The organism is Stenotrophomonas sp. SORGH_AS_0282 (assembly GCF_030818125.1).
In the GTDB taxonomy this organism is placed as follows: domain Bacteria; phylum Pseudomonadota; class Gammaproteobacteria; order Xanthomonadales; family Xanthomonadaceae; genus Stenotrophomonas; species Stenotrophomonas rhizophila_A.
In genome coordinates, this window is record NZ_JAUTAB010000001.1 from 1905510 (window position 1) to 1932384 (window position 26875).

The window sequence follows — 26875 nt, forward strand, 5'->3', positions numbered from 1 at the left end:
GGAAGCGGCACCAGGGAAGGGAAACCCAAGCATGCGCCCGCCCAGGTTGCGCGGAGTGAAGCAGGCAGAAGCCTGGGTGCGATGGCCCCGTGAGCGGACTCTTGACGCGCACGCAGCGCAATGCCGGGAATACTGGCGACTCCCTCCTGCTGGAGCACGCCATGGCCCGTCGCAGGCGCCTCCGGATTGCCACCTTCAACGTCAACGGAATCAAGACGCGGCTTCCGCACCTGTTGGCGTGGCTGGAGAAAGAGAAACCCGACATCGTGGCGCTGCAGGAGCTCAAGGCCAGCCAGGATGCGTTTCCTGAAACCGAGATCCGTGACGCAGGCTACGGCTGCCTGTGGCAGGGGCAACGTGCCTGGAACGGCGTGGCGCTGCTGGCGCGTGGGCAGGACCCGATCGAAAGCCGGCGCGGGCTCCCGGGCGATCGCACCGACGACCAGAGCCGCTACCTGGAGGCGGCGGCGCACGGCGTGCTGGTGGGAGGGCTGTACCTGCCCAACGGCAATCCGCAGCCCGGGCCCAAGTTCGATTACAAGCTGAAGTGGATGCAGCGGCTGCACAGGCACGCGCTGGGACTGGTCGGCCTGCCGCATCCGGTCGCACTGATCGGCGACTTCAACGTGGTCCCGACCGACGCGGACATCTACGATCCCAAGTCGTGGCGGCGGGATGCGCTGTTGCAGCCGGAGGCGCGCGAGGCCTACGCCGATCTGCTGGCACAGGGCTGGACCGACAGTCTCCGCCATGTCTACGGCGAGCAGACGATCTACACGTTCTGGGATTATTTCCGCCAGCACTACGAGCGCGACCGCGGGCTTCGCATCGACCACCTGCTGCTCAACCCCGTTCTTGCCGAGGGACTGAAGGACGCCGGTGTGGACCGCTGGGTTCGTGGTCTGGAGAAAGCGAGTGACCACGCGCCGACCTGGATCGAGGCGCTCGCGCCGCAATGATTGCAACGGAGGCGTGACAGTACGCGGCCGAGAATGAAGGATTCAGGCGGGCGGCTGCAGGCGCGAAGGTCATGATGCGAACGCATCTGCTCATGCCGTAAAAGCATCGACAGCCTGCGACAAGCGCTGCATTGCAGGCACCTTGCGCCTGCGAAGCGTGGCGGGGTCACGATGTTGTCGCATCAAGTTCACGCGGTGTTTATTCCGCACACAGGTAGATTCCAACCAAGGTTCGCGCGCGACGTTTCCGGCGCCGCAGAAACCCCCGCCCTTGGCGCAATGCCGAGGGCACCCCCACCGCGGTACCACCTTCGAGATTCCCCCCATGTCGCATCTGCGTCAGATCGCTGTTCCCGTGGCTTTGCCCGTTCCCGCTGGCGACGAAGGCGGCACCCGCGTTCGCCGCACGCCCCGGCTTCGCGCCGTGGAGACCACCCCGCCGCCGCTCGATCGTGTCGATCCGGCTCGGCGCGTCCTGTTCGTCACCTCCGAGATGGCGGACTACGTCAAGGCCGGCGGGCTGGGCGACGTTGCCGCGGCGCTGCCACGTGCGCTGCGCACCCGGTCCGATGTGCGGGTGCTGATCCCGGGCTACGACGAAGTCATCGCCGGTGCGCCGGACCTGCGGTTGGTGGGCCGCGTGCCGGCACGGGCCGGGATTCCCGCCTGCGACATCGGGGAGACGCTTGCGGGTGGCGTGCCGGTGCTGGTGCTGGTGTGCCCCGGGCTGTTCCAGCGGGGTGGCAGTCCATACGGGGATGGCAGCGGGCAGGACTGGAGCGACAACGCGGTGCGCTTCGCCGCGCTGTCGCGCGCCGCGGCGGTGATCGCCTGCGGCAATGCCGGCATGGAATGGCAGCCGGAACTTCTGCACCTGAATGATTGGCCGTGCGCACTGGCCGCCGCCTATCTGCGCTGGTACGGCTCGGACGTGCCCGCGCTGCTGACCGTCCACAACCTGGCCTACCAGGGGTTGTTCCCGCTTGAAGACGCCGCCGTGCTGGGCGTTTCGCCCGAGCAGGCCGAGAGCATCACCTTCCATGGCCGGCTGTCGTTCCTGCAGGCGGGCATCGTGCATGCCGACCATGTGAACACGGTCAGCGTGAGCTACGCGCGCCAGATCACCGGCCCCGAACAGGGCTGTGGGCTGGACGCGCTGCTGTCCCGCCACGCGGCGAGCGGTCGCTTGAGCGGCATCGTCAACGGCATCGACAGCAGCTGGGACCCGCGCACCGACCTGCACCTGAGCGAACACTTCGACCTGCACCGCTGGGAAGGCCGGGTCGCCAACAAGCGGCGCGTGCAGCGTGCGCTGGGGCTGCCGCACAGCGACGGGCCGCTGTTCGCGGTGGTATCGCGCCTGGTCCACCAGAAGGGCCTGGACCTGAGCTGCGCGGTAGCGCACCAGATCGCCGCCGCCGGGGGCCAGTTGGCCATCATCGGCGGCGGTGAACCGCGCATCGAAGCGGAAGTGGCCGCGCTGTCCCGGCGGTTCCCCTCCAGCGTGGGCGTGTATCCCGGGTTCGACGAAGGCTTCGCCCGCAAGATGTTCGCCGGGGCCGATTTCCTGCTCATGCCCTCCCGCTTCGAGCCGTGCGGGCTGAGCCAGATGTATGCGCAGCGGTTCGGCTGCCTGCCGATCGCGCATGCCACCGGCGGCTTGATCGACACGGTGGAGGACGGCGTGACCGGCCTGCTGTTCAACTCGGCCGACGCCGACTCGCTGCGCCGCTGCGTGCAGCGTGCGTTCCGCACCTACCGCATCCCCGGGCTGCTGTCGGCCATGCGCCGCGCGGCCATGCTGCGGCCGAGCAGCTGGGACCTGGCCGGTACGGAGTACCTGAGGCTGTATGAGCGTGTACTGGATGCGCGCGTGCCGGAGCTGCAGGCATGAGCGAGCACGCCTTCGTTGCGCGCGACGCCAGCTTCGCATCCGATCCGACCGAATCACCCGGCACGACGGACGACACCGCGCTCAACCCGGCGCAGCTCGACGCACTGCGCAGCGGCGACCCGGACGCCGCCCGTCGGCTGCTGGGCGCGGTGGCCACCGGAAACGGCGGGGTGCGCTTCGCCGTGTGGGCGCCCAATGCCAGCCGGGTGGCCGTGGTAGGCGATTTCAACGGCTGGGACGCGGAGCGGCACCCGCTGCGCCAGCATCCCGAGGCGGGGGTCTGGGAAGGGTTCGTGCCGCGCGTGGCGGCCGGTGCCCGCTACAAGTTCGCGGTCACTTCCGGTGACGGAAGCTCCGTGGCGTTCAAGGCCGACCCGATGGCACGTGCCTGCGAACTGCCGCCCGACACCGCCTCCCGCGTTGCCGGTCCGGCGACGCACGCCTGGCAGGATGGCGCGTGGATGGCCGCACGCGGCGTGGCCGGGGGCCAGGCCATTTCAGTCTATGAAGTGCACGCGGGTTCCTGGCGCCGCGATGCGGACGGCCAGCCGCTCGGCTGGTCGGCGCTGGGCGATGCATTGATTCCCTACGTGAAGGCCCTCGGTTTCACCCACATCGAGCTGCTGCCGGTCAGCGAGCATCCCTTCGGCGGGTCCTGGGGCTACCAGCCGCTGGGCCTGTTCGCGCCGACCGCGCGCCACGGCGGCCCGGAAGACTTCGCGGCATTCGTCGACCGCTGCCACGTAGCGGGGTTGGGCGTGATCGTCGACTGGGTGGGAGCGCACTTCCCGAGCGACGCACACGGCATGCAGCGCTTCGACGGTACTGCCCTGTACGAGCACGAAGACCCGCGGCTGGGCCTGCATCCGGACTGGAACACGCTGATCTACAACTACGGGCGCACCGAAGTGGCCGCGTTCCTGATCGGCAGCGCGTTGGAGTGGATCGAACGCTTCCACATCGACGGGCTGCGCGTGGATGCGGTCGCCTCGATGCTGTATCGGGACTACAGCCGCGCCGAAGGCGAATGGCTGCCGAACGTCAACGGCGGTCGCGAAAACCTGGAGGCGGTCGCCTTCCTGCGCCAGTTCAATGAGGCGATCCGGACGCGCTTCCCGGAGGTGCTGGTCATGGCCGAGGAATCCACCGCGTGGCCGGGCGTTACCGCACCGGCCAACGCGAACGGCCTGGGGTTCACCCACAAATGGAACATGGGCTGGATGCACGACACCCTCGCGTACCTGCGCCGCGATCCGATCCACCGTGGCCACCACCACGGCGAAATGACGTTCAGCGCCATCTACGCCTTCAGCGAGCGCTTCATCCTGCCGCTGTCGCACGACGAAGTGGTGCACGGCAAAGGCTCGCTGCTGGCGAAGATGCCGGGCGAGCGTGCGCAGCAGTTCGCCAACCTGCGGGCCTGTTATGGGTTCATGTGGGCGCACCCGGGCAGCAAACTGCTGTTCATGGGCGGCGAGTTCGCCCAGCCGGCGGAATGGAACCACGACGCTGCCCTGGACTGGGACAGCGCGGCGCAGCACGAACATGCCGGCATCGCCCGGCTGGTCGGCGACCTCAACCGCTTGCTGCAGCAGGAACCGAGCCTGCGCCTGGCCAACGATGACGATGCCGGATTCGAGTGGAGCGTCAGCGATGACCACCAGAACAGCGTGCTTGCGTTCGTGCGCCATCCGCCGCGCGGCGAAGGCCGGGCGACGCTGGTGGTCTGCAACTTCACCCCGGTGGCGCGGCATGGCTACCTGCTGGGAGTGCCGTCCGCCGGTGACTGGGTGGAGATCCTCAACACCGACAGCGCGTTCTATGGCGGCAGCAACCTGGGCAATGAAGGTCGCGTGGCGACCATTGCGCAGTCGATGCACGGCCACGCGCAGTCGCTGCCGTTGACCCTGCCGCCGCTGTCGGTGCTTTACCTGCAGGCCAGGGAATGAGTGCAGCGCAGGTGCGGTGGGGAGCCTGGCAGGATACGAACGGCGGTTGGCGTTTCGCACTATGGGCACCGGCGGCCACGTCGGTGGATCTGCTGCTGGAAGACCAGGTGCTGCCCATGCAGGGCAGCGACGACGGCTGGTTCGCGCTGACGGCGCCGGGTGCGCCCGGCATGCGCTACCGCTACCGCATCGATGGCGGCGACGCGGTGCCCGACCCGGCCTCGCGTCAGCAGCCTGACGGCCTGTTCGGACCCAGCGCGCTGGTGGCCGACGACTTCGAATGGCAGCATCCGGACCGGTCCGGCCGGCCGTGGCACGAGGCGGTGATCTACGAGGTGCACGTAGGCGCCGCCGGCGGGTCGTTCAACGCCGTGCGCGAACAGCTGCCGAAACTGGCCGACCTCGGATTCACCGCGATCGAGCTGATGCCGGTGGCCACCTTTCCGGGTGAGCGCAACTGGGGCTACGACGGCGTGCTGCAGTATGCGCCTGCGCCCGCCTACGGCACGCCTGACGAGCTGAAGGCACTGGTCGATGCCGCCCATGGCCTGGGGATGATGGTGCTGCTGGACGTGGTGTACAACCATTTCGGCCCGGACGGCAATCCGCTGCCGGCCCTGGCGCCGATGTTCTTCCGCAGCGACCTGTGCACCCCGTGGGGCAACGCGGTCGATTTCCGCCGCCCCGAGGTGCAGTGCTACTTCATCGACAACGCGGTGATGTGGATGCGCGATTACCGGTTCGATGGCGTCCGCCTCGACGCGGTGCACGCCATCCACCCGCTGGCGTTCCTTAACCTGCTGCGTGACCGGGTGCGCGCGGCGCTGCCCGGCCGCGAGGTGCTGCTGGTGCTGGAGAACGAGAACAACCAGTCGGCGTTGCTGGCCAGCGGATTCACCGCTCAGTGGAATGACGACTTCCACAACACCCTGCATGTGCTGCTGACCGGGGAGCATGAAGGCTACTACGGCGACTACGCCGACGATCCCTCCGGCCGCCTGCGCCGGGTGCTGGCCGAGGGCTTTGCCTGGCAGGGCGAGACCACCCGCCGCGGGCGTTCTCGGGGTGAACCCAGCGCGGGCATTCCGCCGCAGCAGTTCGTGGTGTTCTGCCAGAACCACGACCAGACCGGCAACCGTGCGCAGGGCGAGCGCCTGCTGCAGTTGGTGGGGCCGCGCCGGACCGCGTTGGCGATGGCATTGACCGCCTTGACGCCGATGATTCCGATGTTCTTCATGGGCGAGCCTTGGGGAGCGCGCTCACCGTTCCTGTATTTCACCGACCACCGCACGCCGCTGGACGAGCAGGTGCGCGAGGGCCGCCGCGCCGAGTTCGCGCACTTCAGCAGCTTCAAGGATGAGCACCGACGTGCGCTGATTCCGGATCCGAATGCGCCGACCACGCTGGCCATGTCCCGTGCCCCGTGGCCGACGGAAGACGATCCCGACGCCGCGGCTTGGCTGACCTGGTTCCGGGACCTGCTCGCGGTGCGTGCGGCCTGGCTCGGCCCAGCCGCCAGCGCGCAGTCGCTGGGTGCTGATGTGCTGGCGCCGGGCGTGCTGCGCGCTGGCTGGCAGCTGCCCGGAGCGCAGTGGTGGATCGCGTTCAATGCCAGCGATGCCACCGTGCCGGTGACGTTGCCGGCCGGGCGCGAAGTATTCCGGCTCGGCCCCACCGGCCCATGAGGACGGACTGGCGCCCGACAGCCTGTACGCGGTGGTGGTGGCTGCAGCATGAGCACGCAACCGGGATTGGGCGCATTGGCGGAGGCGGTGGGCCTCGCCGTTGACTGGGTGGATATCGCCGGGCGTCCGCAACGCGTGGATGACGCGGTACTTGGCGCGATCCTCGACGCCCTGGAGATTCCCAACGCCACGCCCGCGCAGCGTCGCGAGGCGCTGTCCGCGTTGGGGTCGCGCCGCCAGGTCCCGCTGCTGCGCACTGCCGTGGTCGGGACGCCGGTGGATGCCGGCGCCGCAGATGCGCCCTGCGTGTGGGAGCGCGAGGACGGCAGCCGGGAGGACGGCCACACCAACGCGGCGGGGCAGGCGATGGCGCCGGCACGTCCGGGCTACTGGACCCTGGCCTGTGGTGCACACACGCAGCGTGTTGCGGTGGCGCCGCTGCGGTGTTTCGGGGTCCACGATGCGGTGAGCCGTGCGCATCCGTGGGGCCTGGTCCTGCAACCGTATGCGGCCCGTGGCCCACACGATGGCGGCACCGGCGATACCGCTGCCTGCGCGGCGTGGGCGCGGCAGGCGGGCGCGGCCGGCGCGGATGCGCTGGCACTGGGGCCGGTGCACGCCGGCGGCGGCATGGACGCAGACTACAGTCCCTATTTCCCGGGCGACCGGCGCTTCCTGGAGGCGGTGTACGCCGCACCGGTGGAGCAGTTCGGTGATGCGGCGCTGCAGGTGCTGGAGCGCGACCCCGCGTTGCGCGAGCAGCTCGCCGCACTGCGCGCCGCACCCCTGATCGATTGGCCGGCGGCGGCGATGGCCAAATGGGCATGGCTGGCCGCGGTGCGCGGCGCGATCTCCGATGACGCGGAGGCGACCCGCGACCTGCAGCGTTTCGTCAGCGACGGTGGCCCGGCGCTGGCGCGGCATGTGGCGTTCATGCATCCGCGCTTGGGACTGTCGTCGTCGCTGTACCTGTTCGGACAATGGATGGTGAGCCGCGGCTGGCAGCGTGCACAGGCGCAGGCGCGCGCGAGCGGCATGGGGCTGGGCCTGATTGCCGACCTCGCAGTGGGCTTCGATCCCGCCGGCGCTGAAGCCGACGCCGCCGGCAGCGCACTGCTGCGCGGGCTGGTGCTCGGTGCGCCGCCTGATAGATTCTGCGCTGCGGGCCAGGTCTGGGGCGTAACCAGCTATTCGCCGCACGGGCTGGCCGAACAGGGCTTCGCACCGTTCATCGCGCTGCTGCGTGCGGTGATGCGCGACCGTGGCGGGATCCGGATCGACCACATCCTCGGCTGGCAGCGGTTGTGGGTGGTGCCCGATGGCGCCGGGGCAGGACAGGGCGCCTACCTGAGGTATCCGCTGCAGGACCTGCTCAACATCGCCGCGATCGAGTCGTGGCGCAGCCGCTGCATCGTGATCGGCGAGGATCTCGGGGTGGTGCCTCCGGGCATCCGCCAGACACTGGCCGCACGCGGCGTGCTGGGCATGGATGTGCTGCCGTTCGCCCGCGATGAGAACGGCGGGTTCCTGTCGCCCGGGGCATGGCGCGCGGATGCCGTGGCGATGACCGGCACCCACGACCTGCCGACCCTGGTTGGCTGGCGACGGGGGCTGGATCTTGGCTGGCGGCACCGGCTCGGCGAGCTGGACGAGGAGGAACTGCGGCAACAGTTCGCCGAGCGCAGCGCCGATATCGCGCGCCTCGATGAAGCCATGAAAGGGCGTGCCCTGGATGAGATATCCGGCCGCCGCGCAGCACTGGAATACGTCGGCGCCAGTCCATCGGCGCTGGCGCTGCTGCCGGTGGAAGACGCGCTGGGCATGGCCGGGCAGGTCAACCTGCCGGGGACGGTAGGGGTCCACCCGAACTGGCGCCAGCGACTGCCCACCGAAGGGGTCGAGCACACCTTGGAGGACGCCATGCAACGATTCGCTACCGCCCGCGCGCAGGTGGGCCCATGAGCCGGGTGCGCGCCACCGCGCGTCTGCAGCTGCATGCGGGATTCACCCTGGACGATGCCGCGCGCCAGCTGGATTACTACGCCGCGCTGGGGATCAGCCACCTGTACCTGTCGCCGATCTGGCGCGCCGTGCCGGGGTCGACCCATGGCTACGACGTGGTGGACCCGACCGAAGTGAACCCCGAGCTGGGAGGCGAACGTGCCCTGCGCGCGCTTGCCGACCGGGCGCGGGCGAGTGGCATGGGGCTGGTGCTGGACATCGTGCCCAACCACATGGCCGCGCACGCGGACAACCGCTGGTGGTGGGACGTGCTGCAGCATGGCCGCGCCAGCCCGTATGCCCACTGGTTCGACATCAACTGGAAGGCGCCGCTGGCAGGCGGCGCGCTGCAGCTGCCGATCCTGGATCGACCGCTGGACGCGGCCATCGAGGACCGCGTGCTGCGCGTAGAGCACGAGGCTGGCGTTGCGGTGCTGCGTCACCACGAGGCGCGGTTGCCGCTGGCGCCCGGCACGGTGCCCGATGCCGCCCCCGATGGGCTGCGCGGCGTCATCGAGGCCCAGGCCTACCGCCCGATCTGGTGGCGGCTGGGCGACGACCGCTTGAACTACCGGCGCTTCTTCACCATTTCCAGCCTGGTCGCCCTGCAGGTGCACCACGACGCGGTGTTCGACACCGTGCACCGCCTCCCGCTGGCGTTCCTGGCCGAAGGGCTGGTGGACGGCCTGCGCGTGGACCACGTGGACGGCATTGCCGACCCGCAGGCCTACCTGCAGCGCCTGCGCACCGCGATGGACAGCGCCTGCGCCACGCACCGCGTTGCGCCCCTGCTGTGGGTGGAAAAGATCCTGGCGCCGGACGAGGAACTGCCGGCGTCGTGGGCCTGCGACGGGACTACCGGCTACGATTTCATGGACCAGGTCTCGGCCTGGCTGCACGACGCGTCGGGCGAGGCACCGCTGGCCCGGCAGTGGCAGCAGGCCACGGGGCGCACCACGTCGTTCGGCGAGGAAGAACGGCGGGCGCGCGATGAAATACTGGCGCGTGGCCTGCGCAGCGAGTTCGACACACTGCTGCGACACCTGCTGCGCATGGAGCGCGCCGCGTTGCCGGCCAGCGCCCGGTTCGGGCGTGCGCTGCTGTCGCGTGCGTTGACCGCGCTGCTGGTGCGGTTCCCGGTTTATCGGACGTATGCCACGCCAACCTGTTTCGACGAACACGACCAACGTCGCTGGGACGCAGTGCTGGACAGCGTGGCGCGCGAGGAACCGGCGGATACGGCGCTGGCGGCGGGCTGGATAGCCGCCTGCTTCCGCGACGACGGCGGTAATGCGCGCGCACGCGCCACGCTGCGGCGGCGCTTCCAGCAGCTCAGCGCGCCGCTCAACGCCAAGGCGGTGGAGGACCGCGCGTTCTACCGCTACGGCGTGCTGCTCTCGCGCAACGAGGTGGGCAGCCGTCCCGACCATTTCGCCCTGTCCACGCGTGCCCTGCATACGCGCACGCTGATGCGCGCCCATCGCCAACCGCAGGCCATGCTGGCCACGGCCACCCATGACCACAAGCGCGGTGAAGACAGCCGTGCGCGGTTGGCGGTGCTGTCCGAGCAGCCGCAGTGGTGGGGCAGGCTGGTGCGGACATTGGATCGTCGCGCTGCACGCGTCGGGATGGCCCTGCCGCCGCCGGCGGTGCGCCACATGCTGTGGCAGACCCTGCTCGGCGCGTGGCCGATGCAGGGCCTGCACGATCCGCGCAGCTTCGCGGAAAGGGTCGTGCAGTGGCAGCTGAAGGCGTTGCGTGAGGCCGATCTGTTTTCCTCCTGGACAGACCCGGATAGCGCCTTCGAGGCGCGCACGCAGGCCTTCATCGAACAGCTGCTGCTGCACCCGGCGACGGCCTCGCTGCGCGGCACCCTCCAGCAGGCGGCCGAGCACGTCGGTGCCGCCGGCGCCCGCAACGGGCTGGCCCAGCTGGCGCTGCGGCTGACCCTGCCGGGCGTGCCCGACCTGTACCAGGGCGCCGAGGGCTGGGACCTGTCGCTGGTGGATCCGGACAATCGCCGCGAGGTGGACTACGCGCAGCGCCGCGCCTGGCTCGACGATGCACGCCGTTGGCCGCAGCTGCTGGTGCAGTGGCAGGACGGCGCGGTCAAGGCGCGCCTGCTGCGGCACGTGCTGGCCCTGCGCCGCGAACAGCCGGCGCTGTTTGCCGAAGGCACCTACCAACCCCTGCATGCGGACCGCGAGGTGGCGATGCTGGCCTTCCAGCGCGAACACGCCGGCCAGCGGCTGCTGGTGGCGGTGGCGCGCCACACCGCGGCGCAGCCTGCCCGGCAGGGCGCCGCGCTGTCCGGTTCGCATTGGGGCGGGGCAACCCTGACGGTCCCGCCAGGTCATTACCGCAACCTCCTGACCGGCGCGGCGCTGGTCAGTGATGGCACTCCCCTGCGCCTGCGGCAGCTGTTCGACGGCAGCCCGGTCGCGATTCATTCAACCTGCTGAGATACGACGATGGACGAGCAACAGAAAGCCGAACGCACCCGGGAACTGGCCCGGCAGATCTGGGAGGCGGAAGGCCGCCCGGAAGGACAGTCGGCACGTCATTGGCAGATGGCCGAGCGGCTGGTCGCCGCCGAGATCGAAGCGCTCCTGCACGACCAGGAGGTGCCGCGATGAGTACCGGCAACGGCGCAGGACATACCCGGGTCAGGGCAGGGCGACCTTACCCGCTGGGCGCCACCTGGGATGGGCTGGGCGTCAACTTCTCGCTGTACAGCCGGCACGCCACGCAGGTGGAGCTGTGCCTGTTCAACGAACGCGGGCGCGAGGTGGAGCGGATCCGCCTGCCCGAGTACACCGACGAGATCTGGCACGGCTACCTGCCGGACGCGCGGCCCGGCCAGCGCTATGGCTACCGCGTGCACGGGCCGTACGCGCCGGAGGCCGGCCACCGCTTCAACCCCAACAAGCTGGTGATGGACCCGTACGCCAAGCAGCTGGTCGGGCAGATCAAATGGGCGCCGCACCTGTTCGGCTACACCCTGGGCCACAAGGACAAGGACCTGAGCTTCGACCGGCGCGACAGCGCGGCCTACGTGCCGCGCTGCGTGGTGGTCGACCCGGCGTTCACCTGGGGTGCCGACCGCAGCCCGGCCACGCCGTGGGACCGGACGGTCATCTACGAGGCGCACCTGCGCGGGTTGTCGATGCAGCACCCGGCCGTGCCCGAGGCCATGCGCGGCACGTTCTCGGCGCTGCGTTCCGACGCGCTGTCCGACCACCTGCGGCAGCTGGGCGTGACCGCGCTGGAGCTGCTGCCGGTGCATGCGCACGTGGACGACCAGTACCTGGTCGAGCGCGGGCTGAAGAACTACTGGGGCTACAACACGCTCGGCTTCTTCGCACCGGACCCGTCCTTCCTCTCCACCAGCACCATCGCCGAGTTCAAGCAGATGGTGGCCAGCCTGCACGACGCCGGACTGGAGCTGATCCTCGACGTGGTCTACAACCACACCGCCGAGGGCAACGAACTCGGTCCGACGCTGTCGTTCAAGGGCATCGACAACGCCAGCTATTACCGCCTGGCCGACGATCGCCGCTACTACATCAACGACACCGGCACCGGCAACACGTTCGACCTCACCAATGCCGGCGCGCTGCGCATGGTGATGGACTCGCTGCGCTACTGGGTGCAGGACATGCACGTGGACGGCTTCCGCTTCGACCTGGCCACCATCCTCGGGCGCGAACGCGCCGGCTTCGATCCGTCCGGCAGCTTCCTCGATGCGGTGCGCCAGGACCCGGTGCTGAGCCAGGTGAAGCTGATCGCCGAACCCTGGGACATCGGGCCCGGCGGGTACCAGCTCGGCAACTTCGCGCCGGGCTGGGCCGAGTGGAACGACCGCTTTCGCGACAACCTGCGCGCGTTCTGGAAGGGCGACGAAGGCCAGCTCTCCGAGTTCGCCACGCGCCTGATGGGCTCGGCGGACCTGTTCGACCACAACGGGCGCCGGCCGTCGGCGTCGGTCAATTTCGTGACCGCGCACGACGGGTTCACCCTGCACGACCTGGTGAGCTACAACGACAAGCACAATCTGGAAAACGGCGAGGAAGGCCGCGACGGGACCGATCACAACATTTCCTGGAACCACGGCGCGGAGGGGGCGACCGACGACCCCGGCATCCTGGCGCTGCGTCGCCGGCAGATGCGCAACCTGCTGGCCAGCCTGCTGCTCGCGCAGGGCACGCCGATGCTGCTTGCCGGGGACGAGTTAGGCCGCACCCAGAACGGCAACAACAACGCGTACTGCCAGGACAACCCGATCAACTGGATCGACTGGGAGCGCGCGGCGAGCGAAGAAGGCCAGCAGCAGTCGCTGTTCGTACGCCGCCTGCTGGCGCTGCGCCGACGCTACCCGCAGCTGCGTCGCAGCCGCTTCCTCGACGCCCGCGACGGCCACGGCACCGACGCCGCGCACTGGATCCGGCCGGACGGCCAGCCGATGCAGGAAGGCGACTGGCACGCACCGCAGCAGCGGGCCTTGATGCTGCAGCTGCCGGCGATGCCCGCTGATGGCGACGGCAACGGCAACGGGGTGGAGGGCATCCAGCTGTTGCTGCTGGTCAATGCCGCCGCAGAGCCGCAGGCCTTCGTGCCGCCGCCGTTGGACAACACGCCCTGGCGGCTGTTGATCACCTCCGTCGACGACGCGCCGGTGCAGGCCGACGAGCAGGGGCACTGGCACCTGCCGGACCGCGCCATCGCGTTGCTGGCCAGCCGGGGCAGCAATACGCACTGACCGCGTTGCCTCCCGCGTTCAGGGCTCGTCCGCGGGCGACATTCCGGGCGGGCGCGACAGCCACACCGGGCCTTCGCGGGCCCGGTCGTAGCCGACCTGGTAGAGCACGGTCATGCGCGCCGGATCAAAGCTGGCGGCGTCGGCCAGCGCAAGCCGGGAATCGATGGTGACCCAGGCAAAGCGCGCACCGTCGCGCCGGGCGTACGCGTACTCGCGGAACAGGTCGCCGATCATCCCGGCGCGGCCGGCGACGTCGATGGAACGGAAGGCTATGCCGCGCAGCGAACGCTCCGCCGGGTCCGACGCCGCGGCCAGCTGGCCATTGTGGATCATGAAAGTATCGTAGGTGGCAGGTGCGCGTGACAGCCGGTTGTAGAGGCGCTGGGGATCGATGATGCCGGCGTGCAGGAAAATGTTGGCGGCAACGAAGCCGTCCACATGCATTTCGTCGAAGCGCTTGCCCAGCACATCGACCTCGATCAGTACCGGCGGAAAGGCGATCGGGATCGAGGCCGACGCCAGCATCACGCGTCGGAACAGCGCCAGCGCCTCGGGCGATCCGCGCGTGGCGATCAGGCCCATGTTCCAGACCACGAACTGGCGCGAATCCAGATCTGCCGTCCCCATGTAGAGACGACGCCCGGCCCGGTGTTCGACGGCGATCCTGGCCAGCAGCGGCGCGTCGATGGCGCGTGCGATCAGAGCTTCCAGCGGCGCGGTGTTCGCCAGTGCATCGCGGCGAAGCAGCGCCATCAGCGGGTTGCCGGCCGCGAATACGTCGGCGTCGGAGGTGGTGGTGTAGAAGCGTCGCAGCGCCTGGTCGTAGTCCGGGCCGAGAAACGCATAGGGCGCCATCAACGCACCGGTGGATACGCCGGTGACGATCTTGAAGGTGGGGCGGGTGCCGGTCGCGGTCCAACCATTGAGAAAGCCCGCGCCGAAGGCACCATTGGCGCCCCCGCCGGACAGGGCCAGATGTGGGTAGTGGATGCGCCCGTCGGCGGCCACCGGAAACTGATCCGCGCGCTCATCGCGGATGGACTGCTCGAAGTCGAGCTCCATGTCGCGGTTCGGCCGGCCAGCCCAGGCACGCACGTCCGGCATGCCGGGTACCACCGCCCAGGCGATCTGGTCGGCGGGCACCGGGGTGCGGGGGAGGGTGGCGCAGCCGCCGAGCAGCAGGCACACCGCCAGGACAGCGGCCAGGAGCGGAAGGCGGCGGAAGGCATGGATCGCATCCATGCGCCCAGCGTGGCATCGACCCGGACCCGGTTCCACAGTAATTCCCGCAGCGTCTCTACAGATCCCAGGCGGGTGGGGTGCCGAATCCTTCCAGCAGGAACGCCGTCACCTCGCGCACCTTGCGCGACCGCAGCTTGTTCTCAGGTGACAGCAGCTGGATGTAGGAGGTCTCGGTCGCAACCGAGCCTTCCCACGCCCCGAGCAGCGGCACCAGTTGCTGCTTCGCAAAGCTTTCGCGGTGGTACAGCCAGCTGGGGAAGAGCACTACGCCGTGGCCTTCCAGGGCCGCGGCAAGCAGCACTTCGGCGTTGTTGCTGCAGAGCGGACCGCTTACGTTGATGCCTTCGAACGGCTGTGAAGGTGACTCGCGGAAGTACCAGCGTTGCCTGCCGAATTGTCCCTTGTAGAGCAGGCAGCGGTGGTCGAGCAGGTCGGCCGGTGTTTCGGGCGTGCCGTGCTCGGCCAGATAGGCGGGGCTGGCTGCGACGATCTGCTGCTGCGCGGCGAGGGTCCGGCCGATCAACCCGGAATCGACCCGCGGCCCTATCCGGACCGTGATATCCACGCCTTCCTGCACCGGGTCGATATACGCATCGGTGAGCTGCAGCTCGACCTCCAGCGCCGGATGCGCCGCTTGCAACTGGTTGACCAGCGGCGCCACGTGCAGTCGACCGAATGCCTCCGGGGCATTGATCCGCAGGCGACCATGCAGCGCGCCGTCGTCGCGGCCCAGGTCGTCCACGGCCGCATCCAGCAGTTCGACCGCTTCGCGGGCCTGCTGGTAAAAGCGTTCGCCTTCCTCGGTCAGCCGCACCGCACGGGTGCTCCGGTAGAACAGCTGCCGGCCCAGGTCCTTCTCAAGCGTGGCGATGAAACGGGACACCGACGATGCCGGTACCTGGAAATGCCGGGCGGTCGCGAGAAAGCTGCGCGTGGTGGCCACCATCAGGAAGTAGCGCAGGGCCTTGAGCTGCATGGGAATGCTCCGCTAATGCTGTTTCAGCAATTGTGATTTGCCGTGTGGCGGGATTGTAGCTGTATCGGCATCTACCTACGATGGCCGCCTGCCCGCACTGGCGGGCCCCTCCCCAGGAACACCGCAATGACGTCCTTGTTCACCCCGTTCGATCTCGCCGGCACGCCGCTCCGCAACCGCGTGGTGATGGCCCCGCTGACCCGCGCCCGCGCGCCCAACGACATCGCCGACGAGCGCATCGCGCTCTATTACGCCCAGCGCGCTACCGCCGGCCTGATCGTCAGCGAAGGCACCCCCATCTCGCAGGAAGGGCAGGGTTACCTGTTCAACCCGGGCATCTTCCGCCCGGAACAGATCGAGGGCTGGCGCCTGGTCACCAACTCGGTGCATGCCGTGGGCGGCCGCATCGTGGCCCAGCTCTGGCACGTGGGCAGGGTTTCGCACCCGACCATCCAGGCCGATGGCCGCCTCCCGGTGAGCGCCAGCTCCAAGCAGCCGGTGGGCGCGCAGGCGTTCGGCCTTGACGACGCCGGCAACCCCGCGCTGATCGCGCCGCCGGCACCGCGACAGCTGGCCACGGATGAAATCGCCCGCATCGTCGGCGAGTTCGCCCAGGCCGCCGCCAATGCAATCGACGCCGGCTTCGACGGCGTGGAGATCCACGGCGCGAACGGTTACCTGTTCGAGCAGTTCATGAACCCGCTGGTCAACGACCGCACCGATCAGTACGCGGCCGACACCATGGAAAACCGCCTGCGCTTCACTCTGGAGGTGATCGACGCGGTGGTGGCCCGCATCGGTGCGGAGCGCACCGGCATCCGCCTGTCGCCCTACGGGCAGCTGTTCGACATGCCGCTGCACGACGGCATCGACGAAACCTACGGCGTGCTGAGCAAGGCCATCGGCGAGCGTGGGCTGGCCTTCGTCCACCTGATGGACCAGTCCGGGTTCAAGGTGGGCGATGTGGTCGTCGACCCCGGCGCCGAAGGTGGCTTCCAGGGCCTGCTGCGCACCATCAAGGGCAACCTGCCCAACACCGCGCTGATCCTTGCCGGTGGCCTGGACCGTGCACGCGCCGAGCAGTTGATCGACGCCGGCCTGATCGACCTCGCGGCCTTCGGCACGCCGTTCATCGCCAACCCGGACCTGGTGGCGCGCCTGCAGAACGGCTGGCCGCTCAACACCCCGGACCGCACCACGTTCTATGGCGGTGGCGCGAAGGGCTACACCGATTACCCGGCGTACGCCGCGGCCTGATCGGCGAACGCATCGGTGGCGCGCACCAGCGCGTCCACCGTGGCCGGCTCGGTCGCGCTGTGGCCGGAGAGCACCATCTCCAGCCTGGCTTCCGGCCATGCCTGGGACAGGTCCCAGGCACTGCGCGGCGGACAGATGATGTCGTAGCGCCCCTGCACGATCACCCCGGGCAGGTGGCGGATGCGGTCGATGTCGCGCAGCAGCTGGCCGTGTTCCAGAAACGCGTTGTGGCGGAAGTAGTGCGCCTCGATCCGTGCCTTGGCCAGGGTATCCAGCGGATCGGCGTCGGACACGGCATCCACCTCGTGCACCAGCGTGGCGGCGAAGTCCTCCCAGCCCAGCCAGGCCTGCGCGGCCGCGATGCGGGTGGCGCTGTCGTCGCTGTCCATTCGCTGCCAATAGGCTTCAATCATGTTGCCGTGCGCTTCCTCTGGCAGATGGGCGGCATAGCGCGCCCAGCGCTCGGGAAACACCCAGCGCGCACCGCCATCGGCTTCATTGAACCAGCGGTTCTCTTCTGCACGGCCCAGGTAGACGCCGCGTACGATCACGCCGGTGGCACGGTCGGGGTGCGCCTGCGCATACGCCAGTGCCAGCGTGGAACCCCACGAGCCACCGAACACCAGCCAGCGTTCGATGCCCAGCCGGGCACGCACGGTTTCGATATCGGCCACCAGATGCGCGGTGGTGTTGTCGCGCAGTTCGCCGAACGGGGTGGAGCGGCCGCTGCCACGCTGGTCGATCAGCACGATCCGGTAACGCGCCGGATCGAAGAAGCGCCGGTGCGTCGGCGATACCCCTGCACCGGGGCCGCCATGCAGGAATACCACCGGGATGCCGCCTGGGGTTCCGCATTCCTCCACATACAGCGTATGCAGGTCATCGACCGGGAAGTGGTGCTCGCGGAACGGGGTGGCCGGCGGATAGAGCGTGCGCATGGCGAAAACCTTGGGCGGGTGCCTGCCAAGCATAGCCCAGGCGTCAGTCAGTCGCGGTCCACGTCGACATCGACATCCCGTGCGGTATCGCGCAGCAGTTCGACGGTAAAGCGGGGTGAGCCGCGCTGCGCCGTGATGACGATATCCTCGCCGCCCACTACGACGGCCGCATAGCGTTCGCCGAGCCGGGTCGCCAGTGCATCGCGGGCGGCACGCGCGATCTCGCTGTCCGACTCGCCCTTTCGGATCGGAACATCGACGTGCATCGGCGACTCTTCCTGCACCCACAGGCGGAAGCTGATGATGCCGTCTGAATCGGCTGCGTCGTGGAACTCCAGCCGCCAGCGGTCGGCCGGCTCCGGTCGCGGTGCCTGGTTGGCGTTCGGCATGAGGAGCGGAGCAAACTGCGCATACGCAGGCGCATCCGGGGCAGGCAACGCGCACAGGGTGACCAACACCACCGCCAGGGTGTTTCTGATCGCCTGCGGATTCATGCTGGACGCTCCGCTGTTGGCCGAGGGGCCAACCCAGTGTGAGCCTTGCATGAAAAACCGTCGGCCGCATCGGAAAATCTGCGTGGCCGTGATCGGTATTTCTACGCAGCGGAAGGTAAGGTGGGCAGCCATGACGCCTTCGCCCGCTGCCGCCCTGATGTTGTTCGAACCCGCTACCAGCGCCTGGTTCGCCTCGGCATTTCCCGCGCCCACCCCGGTACAGACCGCGGCGTGGCGCGCCATCGGTGCGGGCGAGCACACGCTGGTGATCGCGCCGACCGGATCTGGCAAGACCCTGGCGGCGTTCCTGCACGCCATCGACCAGCTGTACCGGGCACGACAGCAGGAGGCCGCGCGCCCCGGCGCGTCGAAGGCGCCGCCGCGCCGCACCCGTGTGCTCTACCTGTCGCCGATCAAAGCGCTTGGCGCCGATGTGCAGCGCAACCTGCAGGTGCCGTTGCAGGGCGTGGACGCCGAACGGGAACGGCGGGGCGATCCCGCGGTGGCGCTGACGGTCGGCATCCGCACCGGCGACACTCCCGTGGCTGAACGTGCGCGACTGCTGCGGAGGCCACCGGACATCCTGATCACCACGCCCGAATCGCTGTTCCTGATGCTGACCTCGAAGGCGCGAGAGACCCTGCGCGAGGTCGATACCGTGATCGTGGATGAAATCCATGCGGTGGCGGGCAGCAAACGCGGCACCCATCTGGCGCTCAGCCTGGAACGGCTGGACGCATTGCTGCAGGTGCCCGCGCAACGCATCGGCCTGTCGGCCACGGTGCGCCCGGTCGAGCAGGTCGCTGCCTTCCTGGGCGGCGACCGGCCGGTCACCGTGGTCGACCCGGCCAGCCCGCGCAAGCTGGACGTCAGCATCGTGGTGCCGGTGGAGGACATGGCGGACCTGCCACCCCACGCAGGGCCGGGCGCGGAAAGGGAGCCGAGCGGACGGGTGGGCTCGATCTGGCCGCACGTGGAAGCAAGCATCCTCGACCAGGTGCTGGCGCGGCGCTCCACCATCGTGTTCGCCAACTCACGCGGGGTGGCCGAGAAGCTGACCGCGCGGCTCAACGAACTGCATGCCGAACGCACCGCACGCGCGGCCGGCCAGCCGCCTGTCGCGCCCGTACCCGAGCAGTACGGCTCGTTCACCGGCAGCACGGTGTCGCGGGTGGTGGCCAGCCCAGAGCTGATCGCGCGCTCCCACCACGGCTCGGTGTCCAAGGAACAGCGGCGCGACATCGAGCAGTCGCTCAAGGACGGTTCGCTGCGCTGCGTGGTGGCGACCTCCAGCCTGGAGCTGGGCATCGACATGGGGCTGGTGGACCTGGTCATCCAGGTCGCGGCACCGCCGTCGGTGGCCAGTGCGCTGCAGCGGATCGGCCGGGCCAGCCACCAGGTCGGCGGCACCTCCACCGGGCTGGTCTACCCGCGCACGCGACGTGACCTGATCGACGCCACCGTGGCGATCGAGCGGATGCTGGAAGGGCGCATCGAAGCGGTGGATCCGCCGCGCAACCCGCTGGACGTGCTGGCCCAGCAGACCGTGGCGGCGGCCTCGATGGAGCCGCTGGATGTCGACGCCTGGTATGCGCGCGTGCGTCGCGCGGCGCCGTACCGCAGCCTGCCGCGCAGTGCGTTCGATGCCACCCTGGACATGCTGGCCGGGCGCTACCCGTCCGACGACTTCGCCGGCTTCCGCCCGCGCCTGGTGTGGAACCGGCAGAGCGGTGAACTGAGCGCACGGCCGGGGGCCAAACAGCTGGCGGTGACCAGCGCCGGGACCATTCCCGACCGTGGCATGTACAGCGTGATGCTGCCCGAAGGCGAAGAACGTGCCGGCTCGCGCCGGGTCGGCGAGCTGGACGAGGAAATGGTCCACGAATCACGGGTCAATGACGTGATCACGCTGGGGGCCACTTCCTGGCGGATCGAGCGGATCACGCATGACCAGGTCGTGGTCACGCCCGCGCCTGGGCGCTCGGCACGGCTGCCGTTCTGGCGGGGCGAAGGCGTGGGCCGCCCGGCGGAACTGGGCGAGGCGGTGGGCGCGTTCCTGGCCGCGCTGGATGCCGACGCGGGCAACGACACGCTTGCACCGGCGTTGCTCACGCGCTTGCAGGGCGCGGGTCTTCAGCCCAATGCGATCGGGAACATCATTGGCCTGCTGGATGAGCAGCGCGCGGCAACCGGCGTGCTGCCAACCGACCGCCGGCTGGTGGTGGAACGTTGCCGTGACGAATCCGGCGATTGGCGGGTGATGCTGCATTCGCCCTACGGACGACGCATCCACGATCCCTGGGCGCTGGCACTGGCAGGGCGCATCCAGGAGCGCTGGGGCGTGGACCCGGCGGTGGTGGCCAGCGATGACGGCATCATCGTGCGGATTCCCGATTCGTCTGGGCGGCTGCCGGGCGCCGAGCTGTTCCTGTTCGAGCCCGAACGGCTGCGCCGCGAGGTGACACTGGCCGTAGGCGGTTCGGCGCTGTTTGCCGCACGGTTCCGCGAGTGCGCGGCGCGGGCCCTGTTGCTGCCGCGAAGCAAGCCGGGAAAGCGCTCACCGCTGTGGCAGCAGCGCCTGCGCGCCGCCGAGCTGCTCGCCATCGCGCAGCGCTATCCGGAATTCCCGATCCTGATAGAGGCGGCGCGCGAGTGCCTGCAGGATGTCTACGACCTGGATGCGCTGGACACGCTGATGCAGCGGCTGGCCGACGGCCGCATCGAGATCGCCGAGGTCACCACCGAGGTGCCGTCTCCGTTTGCCGCCAACCTGCTGTTCGGCTACGTGGCCGAGTTCATGTATGGCACCGATGTGCCGCTGGCCGAGCGCCGCGCGTCGGTGCTGTCGCTGGATGCCGGGCTGCTGGGTGACCTGCTCGGCCAGGTGGATCTGGGTGAACTCCTTGATCCCGCCGTTGTGGAACAGGTGGGGCTGGAGTTGCAGCGGTTGGCACCAGGGCGGCAGGCGAAAGGCAGGGAAGGGCTTGCCGACCTGCTGCGCGAGCTGGGCCCGTTGAGCGCAACGGACATCGCAGCGCGCCTCATCGATGCAGACAGCGTCGGCACGCTTCTGCTTTCGCTCCAGGGCGAGCAGCGCATCGTTTCCGTCCAGGTGGCCGGGCGGCCGGTCTGGGCCGCCGTGGAGGACGCCGCCCGCTTGCGGGATGCGCTCGCCGTTGAACTGCCAGGCAGCGTACCCGCCGTGTCCCTGCAGCCTTCCAGCGATCCGTTGGGCGAGCTGCTCGGACGCTACGCGCGCACCCATGCGGCATTCACCACGGGCGATGCAGCCCGCCACTGGGGGCTGGGCGTGGCCGTGGTGGATGCGGCGCTGGAGCATCTGGCCGGACAGGGCAAGGTGCTCAGTGGTCATTTCGGCGCGGGGAACGCGCGCGACGACGGCGCCGATGCTGCAACGGTTCCGTTGGCGCGCCGCGAATGGGTGGGCGACGCGGTGTTCCAGCGCCTGCGCCTGCGCTCCCTGCAGGCCGCGCGTGAAGCGACCCGTCCGGCCAGCCGTGAAGCGTATGCGGCGCTGCTGCTGGAGCGGCATGGGCTGGTGGCCGACGCGACGGTGGCATCGCGCTCCAGCGCAGTACCCGCGCACGGCGCGCTGGAAGGTGGCGACGGCGTCCTGCGCGTGATCGAGCTGCTGGCCGGAGTTCCGATGCCGGTGTCGGCGTGGGAGCACCAGATCCTGTCGGCGCGGGTAGCCGACTACACCCCGACGATGCTGGACGAACTGCTGGCGACCGGCACGGTGGCGTGGGTGGGTCATGGCCGCCTGGGCGAGGATGACGGCCTGGTGTCGCTTCACGTGCAGGAGGGCATGGGCGAAACGCTGCCTGTCGTGCAGGCGATCGAACCTTCGCCCTTGCAGGCCGCGCTGTTGACGGTAATGGCCGATGGCGGTGCGTTCTTTGCACGACAACTGGCCACCGCGGTGCAGGCGCGCCTGGCTGCTGCCGGCGTGGACGATGTCGTGGTCGATGCCGAGACGCTGCACACCGCGCTGTGGGAACTGGCGTGGTCCGGCTTGGTGACCACCGATCTGTGGACGCCGCTGCGGCACCTGTCGGCCTCGCGACCCGCGCGCCCGCGGGCGACGACCTCTGCGCGACAGAACCGCTACGCCCGGGGCAGGGCGATGATGGATCCGCTCGGCGCTGCGGGCGGCCTGCAGCCGATGGCGACCACGTTGGCCACGCCTACCCTCGCGGGTCGATGGTCGCTGCTGCAGCGGCCGTTGGTCAGCGATACGGTGCGTGCGGTCGCGCTGGCGAACGGGCTGCTGGAGCGCCACGGTATCGTGACGCGCGGCGCGGCCATTGCCGAAGGCATCGCCGGGGGTTTCCCCGCGCTGGTGCAGGTCTATCGCGGCATGGAGGATGCCGGCCGGGTGCTGCGCGGGCGGTTCGTGGACGGGATGGGCGGCGCACAGTTCGCCGAACGTGGCATGGTCGATGCCCTGCGTGAGGTAGCCGAGGCGCAGCAGCCCGGGCGGGTCGGGTTCAGCGTGGGACTGTCCGCGGCGGACCCTGCCAATCCGTTCGGTCCGGTGCTGCCATGGCCGGCGCACCGCGTGTCACAGCGGCCGGTACGACGGCCCGGTGCACTGGTGGTGATCGGCGGCGGGCGCCTGCGCATGTACCTGGCCCAGGGCGGGCGGCAACTGCTGACGTGGTTCGAGCCGGGCGCGCCTGGCGAAGACGCGGCGCTGACCGCGGCCGCCCAGGCGCTGGTCATCGCACTGCGACGCGGGCGGCGCATGACGTTCACCCTGGAATTGATCGACGATGCGCCCATCCAGCGCGATGCGGTGACCGAGGCACTGCGTGCGGCGGGTTTCTCCAGCGCGCCACGCGGCCTCGACTGGCAATCCTGAAGCCACGGCGTCAGTCGTCGATCAGGCCGAGTTCGTGCGCGGCGCGCAGATCGTCCGGGGTATCGATATCCAGCGCGAGGGCAGGGGCGTGCAGCACGCCGACCGTTCCGGGTTCCAGCGCGCGCAGCCGTGCGCGGAAGCCGCTGTCACCCTGGCCGTCGGCGAGATCGGCGAACCATGCGCCGGGCACCACCGCCGGCACGCCGAGCGTGCCCAGCAGCAGGGTGGCCGCGCAGCCTGAGGTTGACTGGCTGGCACTGTCCAGCAACGCCTGCAGATGCGCAGCCTCCAGCGCGGGCTGGTCGCAGGCGACCACAAGCACCCGTGCGGAGGCCTGGACCATCGGCGCAGCGACCACCAGGCTGCTGCCCATGCCGCGCTGCGGCTGTGGATTGAGCGCCTGCACGCATTCGAGGTCGGCCACCGCATCGGTGAGCGGTCCAGACGCCTCGGGCAGCACCACCACCAGCACCGAAGGTACGGTGCCTGCTGCCAACCGGACCATGCGGTGCAGCAGGGTCTCGCCCTCGCGGCGCAGGAGCTGTTTAGGGCGGCCCAGCCGCGTGCTTGCGCCTGCGGCGAGCACCACGGCGGCATGGGCGTTGATCACGGCACTTCCGGCACGCCGTGCCGCCATGCCTGCAGCTGGGCGGCAATGCTCAGTGCAATGGCCTCCGGCCCCCGCCCACCCAGCCCCAGCCCGATCGGCGAACGCAGGCGAGGGGACAGCGCTGCCCGTGCTTGCGGGGACAGCAGCTTGAACAGGTCGTCGCGCCTTCGGCCCGGCCCCAGCAATCCGATGAAGGGAATGGAGGTGGCCGCCAGTGCGTCCAACGCTTCCCGGTCCAGCTCGAAATTGTGGTGCATCACCAGAACCGCATCCGGAAACGGCCCGTTGGTCCACCGCGTGCTGCAATCGGTGGACGAACCCGCGGTAGCACCCGACCGTTGGTCGGGTGGCGCGACAGCAGCAAGCCGCCCCTGCCACCGCGGGCGCGGCTCACGCACCTCAACCCGCCATCCCAGGCCCATCAGCAGGGGCACCAGCGGCGCGGCCTCCGGGCCCGCGCCCAGCACCACCACGCTCGGCGCACGCCGCCATTGCAGCTGCCACTCCCGGCGAGGTGCTTCCCAGTCGACCGGCGGACTGGCGATGTCATGGGAGAGGCCCATGTCGCCACAGCGCCACTGCAGCACACCCGTGCCGTGCAGCGTCAGTTCAAGCGTTTCCTCTCCCCGCAGCCACGGGTCAAGCACGCTGTCGATGCCGGCAAGCGACGTCAGCGGAATCAACACCACCCGTTGCCGCCCACGGCATCCCACCGCGTTGCCGGCAAACAACGCATCATCATCGCGGGTATCGATCTCCATCCATGCCAAGCTGTTCTCGTCCACGGCCTGCATCGCGCGGCGCTCAATCTCCGGCTCCAGGCAGCCACCGCTGAGCCAGCCGACGTGGCCGTGATCGGAAAACAGCACCACCGTGCCGGCGCGCGTATAGGTGGACCCTTCGGTTTCCAGCACCACCGCCAGCGCCGCGCGGCGACCCTCGCGCAGCGCATCGAGGGTCGCCTCGAACACGAGGCCGGGGTTACCGTCCTCGGCATCCAGCGGCGTACTGGCCAGGCCGGCACTCATCCCAGCGCGGGCAGCCCGGCCAGCAGTTTGTCCAGCGTGATCGGATATTCGCGCACGCGGGTGCCGGTGGCGTTGTAGATCGCATTGGCTACCGCCGCACTGACACCGCACAGGCCGAGCTCGCCCACGCCCTTGGCCTTCATCGGCGACGACACCGGGTCGGTCTCGTCCAGGAACACCACCTCCTGGTGGGGAATGTCGGCATGCACGGGCACTTCGTAGCCGGCCAGGTCGTGGTTGACGAAGAAGCCCAGCCGCGTGTCCACCGCCAGCTCTTCCGACAAGGCCGCGCCCACGCCCATGGTCATGGCGCCAATCACCTGGCTGCGCGCGGTTTTGGGGTTGAGGATGCGCCCTGCGGCGCACACCGCCAGCATGCGCCGGATCCGGCTTTCGCCGGTGGCGACATCCACGCCTACTTCGACGAAATGCGCGGCGAAGGTGGACTGCTGGAACTTCTCTTCCAGTTCGGCGAACTCGATGGTGTCTTCCACCACCAGCTCGCCGTCGGCTGCGGCCTTGCCCAGCGCGAAGCGCTTGCCGCCGGCGCTGACCTGGCCGTCGGCAAAGGTCGCGGTGGCCGGGTCCAGTCCCAGTTTCGTCGCCACCGCCTCGCGCAGCTTGGTGCACGCCGCGAACACGCCGGCAGTGGAACTGTTGGCGCCCCATTGGCCGCCGGAACCCGCCGAGGCCGGGAAGCTGGAATCGCCCAGCTTCACCGTCACCTTCTCAATGGGCACGCCCAGCATCTCTGCGGCGGTCTGGCCCAGGATGGTGTAGCTGCCGGTGCCGATGTCGGTCATGTCGGTTTCCACCGTGACCTGGCCCGTGGCATCCAGGCGCACGCGCGCACCCGACTTCATCACCAGGTTGTTGCGGAAGCCGGCGGCCACGCCCATGCCCACCAGCCAGCGGCCATCGCGCTGCTGGCCGGGGCGCGCATTGCGCTTGTCCCATCCAAAGCGCTGCGCACCGTCGCGCAGGCACTGCACCAACTGGCGCTTGGAGAAGGGTCGTTCCGGATTGGCCGGGTCCACCTGGGTGTCATTGCGGATGCGGAACTCCACGGGATCAAGGCCCAGCTTCTCGGCCATTTCATCCATCGCGATCTCCAGCGCCATCAGCCCCGGGGTTTCGCCCGGCGCGCGCATGGCGTTGCCTTCGGGGAGGTCCAGGTGCGCCAGGCGCAACCCGGCCAGCCGGTTTGCGCCTGCATACATCAGCTTGGTCTGCTGGATCGCTTCTTCGGGGGAGCCGCCGGGCAGGTTGCCCGACCACGATTCGTGACCGATCGCGGTAAGCGTCCCCTGCGCGGTGGCGCCCAGCCGGATGCGCTGCAGCGTGGCGGGACGATGGGTGGTGTTGTTGGCGATCTGTGGGCGCGACAGCGCGACCTTGACCGGGCGCTTCGCTGCGCGCGCACCCAATGCCGCCAGCAGCACGTCCGAACGGACGAACAGTTTGCCGCCAAAGCCGCCGCCGATGTACGGCGAAACCAGGCGCACGTTCTCCTTCGGCAGTCCCAGGGTCTTGGCCAGGTCGGTCTTGCCCCAGTCGATCATCTGGTTGGAGGTCCACACCGTGAGCTTGTCGCCTTCCCACGCGGCAAGGGTGGCGTGCGGCTCCATCATCGCGTGCGACTGGTCGGGGGTGTGGTAGAGCGCGTCCAAGGTGACCGGTGCCTCGCCGAAGGCCTTCTCGAAATCGCCCACGCGCGCGTCCGGGTCGGTCTTCTGGAAATTGGTGCCGGCCTTCTTCGCCGCGGCCAGGTCGTAAGCGCCTTTCTGCGTGGTGTAGCGGACCTTGACCAGGCCGGCCGCGGCACGCGCCTGTTCAAAGGTCTCGGCCACCACCAGCGCCAGCGCCTGGTGGTAATGCGAGATCTCCGGCCCGCCCAGCAGCGCGGCGGTATTGCGTTGCGACTTCTGCAATGGCCCGGCGTTGTCGGCGGTGACGATGGCCAGCACCCCCGGGGAGCGGCGTGCGGCATCCAGTTCCATGCTGCTGACCCGGCCCTTGGCGATGCCGGCGGTGACCACGTAGCCGTATGCCGGCGCGGCCACCGCGTCGTGGCGTTCGTAGGCATAGGGGGCATGGCCGGTGGTCTTGAGCGGACCGTCGATGCGATTCAACGGCTGGCCGACCACCTTGAGCTGGTCGATCGGATTCTTTCCTGCAGGCGTGTCGAATTTCATGGC

The 26875-nt window shown here is 69.4% G+C and carries 15 protein-coding genes and 2 pseudogenes; 10 read left to right on the forward strand and 7 right to left on the reverse strand.

What is annotated here, in order from left to right:
• Nucleotides 1-161 precede the first annotated feature (161 nt).
• The 8 genes and pseudogenes from xth (at nt 162) to glgX (ending at nt 13247) form a co-directional block, all read left to right on the forward strand.
• Nucleotides 162-959 carry an exodeoxyribonuclease III gene (gene xth / locus QE395_RS08485; protein WP_095363987.1) on the forward strand — a complete coding sequence of 266 codons (798 nt, stop codon included), beginning with the start codon at nt 162-164 and terminating at the stop codon, nt 957-959.
• A gap of 325 nt (nt 960-1284) precedes the next feature.
• Nucleotides 1285-2853 carry a glycogen synthase GlgA gene (gene glgA / locus QE395_RS08490; protein ID WP_306988501.1) on the forward strand — a complete coding sequence of 523 codons (1569 nt, stop codon included), beginning with the start codon at nt 1285-1287 and terminating at the stop codon, nt 2851-2853.
• 80 nt (nt 2854-2933) lie between these two features.
• Nucleotides 2934-4802: pseudogene (glgB, locus tag QE395_RS08495) on the forward strand (1,4-alpha-glucan branching protein GlgB); the annotation flags it as partial.
• A pseudogene (gene treZ, locus QE395_RS08500) lies at nt 4799-6436 on the forward strand (malto-oligosyltrehalose trehalohydrolase); the annotation flags it as partial. The pseudogenes glgB and treZ, both read left to right, overlap by 4 nt.
• Nucleotides 6437-6535: 99 nt before the next feature.
• On the forward strand, nt 6536-8449 hold the full coding sequence (locus QE395_RS08505; protein ID WP_249832566.1) for a 4-alpha-glucanotransferase: 1914 nt from the start codon (nt 6536-6538) through the stop codon (nt 8447-8449).
• Nucleotides 8446-10950, forward strand: a complete 2505-nt coding sequence (gene treY / locus QE395_RS08510) for a malto-oligosyltrehalose synthase (protein WP_249832565.1) — start codon at nt 8446-8448, stop codon at nt 10948-10950. The genes QE395_RS08505 and treY overlap by 4 nt, the downstream gene beginning before the upstream one ends.
• Before the next feature lie 9 nt (nt 10951-10959).
• A complete protein-coding gene (locus tag QE395_RS08515; protein ID WP_083214152.1) occupies nt 10960-11124 on the forward strand; it encodes a DUF2934 domain-containing protein in 165 nt (54 codons plus the stop codon).
• Nucleotides 11121-13247, forward strand: a complete 2127-nt coding sequence (gene glgX / locus QE395_RS08520; RefSeq protein WP_249832564.1) for a glycogen debranching protein GlgX — start codon at nt 11121-11123, stop codon at nt 13245-13247. Before QE395_RS08515 ends, glgX begins: the two co-directional genes overlap by 4 nt.
• A gap of 18 nt (nt 13248-13265) precedes the next feature.
• Here the strand turns inward: glgX and QE395_RS08525 are convergent, their stop codons facing one another.
• The gene (locus tag QE395_RS08525; RefSeq protein ID WP_306988507.1) at nt 13266-14489 is read right to left on the reverse strand and encodes a patatin-like phospholipase family protein; all 1224 of its coding nucleotides are present in this window, start codon (nt 14487-14489) and stop codon (nt 13266-13268) included.
• Between the two features lie 55 nt (nt 14490-14544).
• Nucleotides 14545-15465 (reverse strand): LysR family transcriptional regulator, encoded by a 921-nt coding sequence (locus QE395_RS08530; RefSeq protein ID WP_249832562.1) that lies wholly within the window; start codon nt 15463-15465, stop codon nt 14545-14547.
• Between the two features lie 126 nt (nt 15466-15591).
• Here QE395_RS08530 and QE395_RS08535 point away from each other — a divergent pair, with 126 nt between their 5' ends.
• Nucleotides 15592-16722, forward strand: a complete 1131-nt coding sequence (locus tag QE395_RS08535) for an alkene reductase (RefSeq protein ID WP_249832561.1) — start codon at nt 15592-15594, stop codon at nt 16720-16722.
• Here QE395_RS08535 and pip read toward each other — a convergent pair.
• A complete protein-coding gene (gene pip / locus QE395_RS08540; RefSeq protein ID WP_249832560.1) occupies nt 16698-17660 on the reverse strand; it encodes a prolyl aminopeptidase in 963 nt (320 codons plus the stop codon). The two genes, QE395_RS08535 and pip, sit on opposite strands and share 25 nt — an antisense overlap.
• A 47-nt stretch (nt 17661-17707) precedes the next feature.
• Nucleotides 17708-18154, reverse strand: a complete 447-nt coding sequence (locus tag QE395_RS08545; protein ID WP_249832559.1) for a hypothetical protein — start codon at nt 18152-18154, stop codon at nt 17708-17710.
• Between the two features lie 130 nt (nt 18155-18284).
• Here QE395_RS08545 and QE395_RS08550 point away from each other — a divergent pair, with 130 nt between their 5' ends.
• The gene (locus tag QE395_RS08550) at nt 18285-23039 is read left to right on the forward strand and encodes an ATP-dependent helicase (RefSeq protein ID WP_306988511.1); all 4755 of its coding nucleotides are present in this window, start codon (nt 18285-18287) and stop codon (nt 23037-23039) included.
• Nucleotides 23040-23049: 10 nt separating this feature from the next.
• On the opposite strand, the gene QE395_RS08555 is transcribed toward QE395_RS08550, so the two are convergent.
• Genes QE395_RS08555 through paoC form a run of 3 tightly spaced genes read right to left on the reverse strand, consistent with a single transcriptional unit; the run spans nt 23050 to nt 26872 of the window.
• A complete protein-coding gene (locus QE395_RS08555; protein ID WP_306988513.1) occupies nt 23050-23649 on the reverse strand; it encodes a nucleotidyltransferase family protein in 600 nt (199 codons plus the stop codon).
• Nucleotides 23646-24677 carry an XdhC/CoxI family protein gene (locus QE395_RS08560; RefSeq protein ID WP_249832557.1) on the reverse strand — a complete coding sequence of 344 codons (1032 nt, stop codon included), beginning with the start codon at nt 24675-24677 and terminating at the stop codon, nt 23646-23648. The genes QE395_RS08555 and QE395_RS08560 overlap by 4 nt, the downstream gene beginning before the upstream one ends.
• Complete coding sequence (paoC, locus tag QE395_RS08565) at nt 24674-26872, reverse strand: aldehyde oxidoreductase molybdenum-binding subunit PaoC (RefSeq protein ID WP_249832556.1); 2199 nt, start codon at nt 26870-26872, stop codon at nt 24674-24676. Before paoC ends, QE395_RS08560 begins: the two co-directional genes overlap by 4 nt.
• Nucleotides 26873-26875 lie beyond the last annotated feature (3 nt).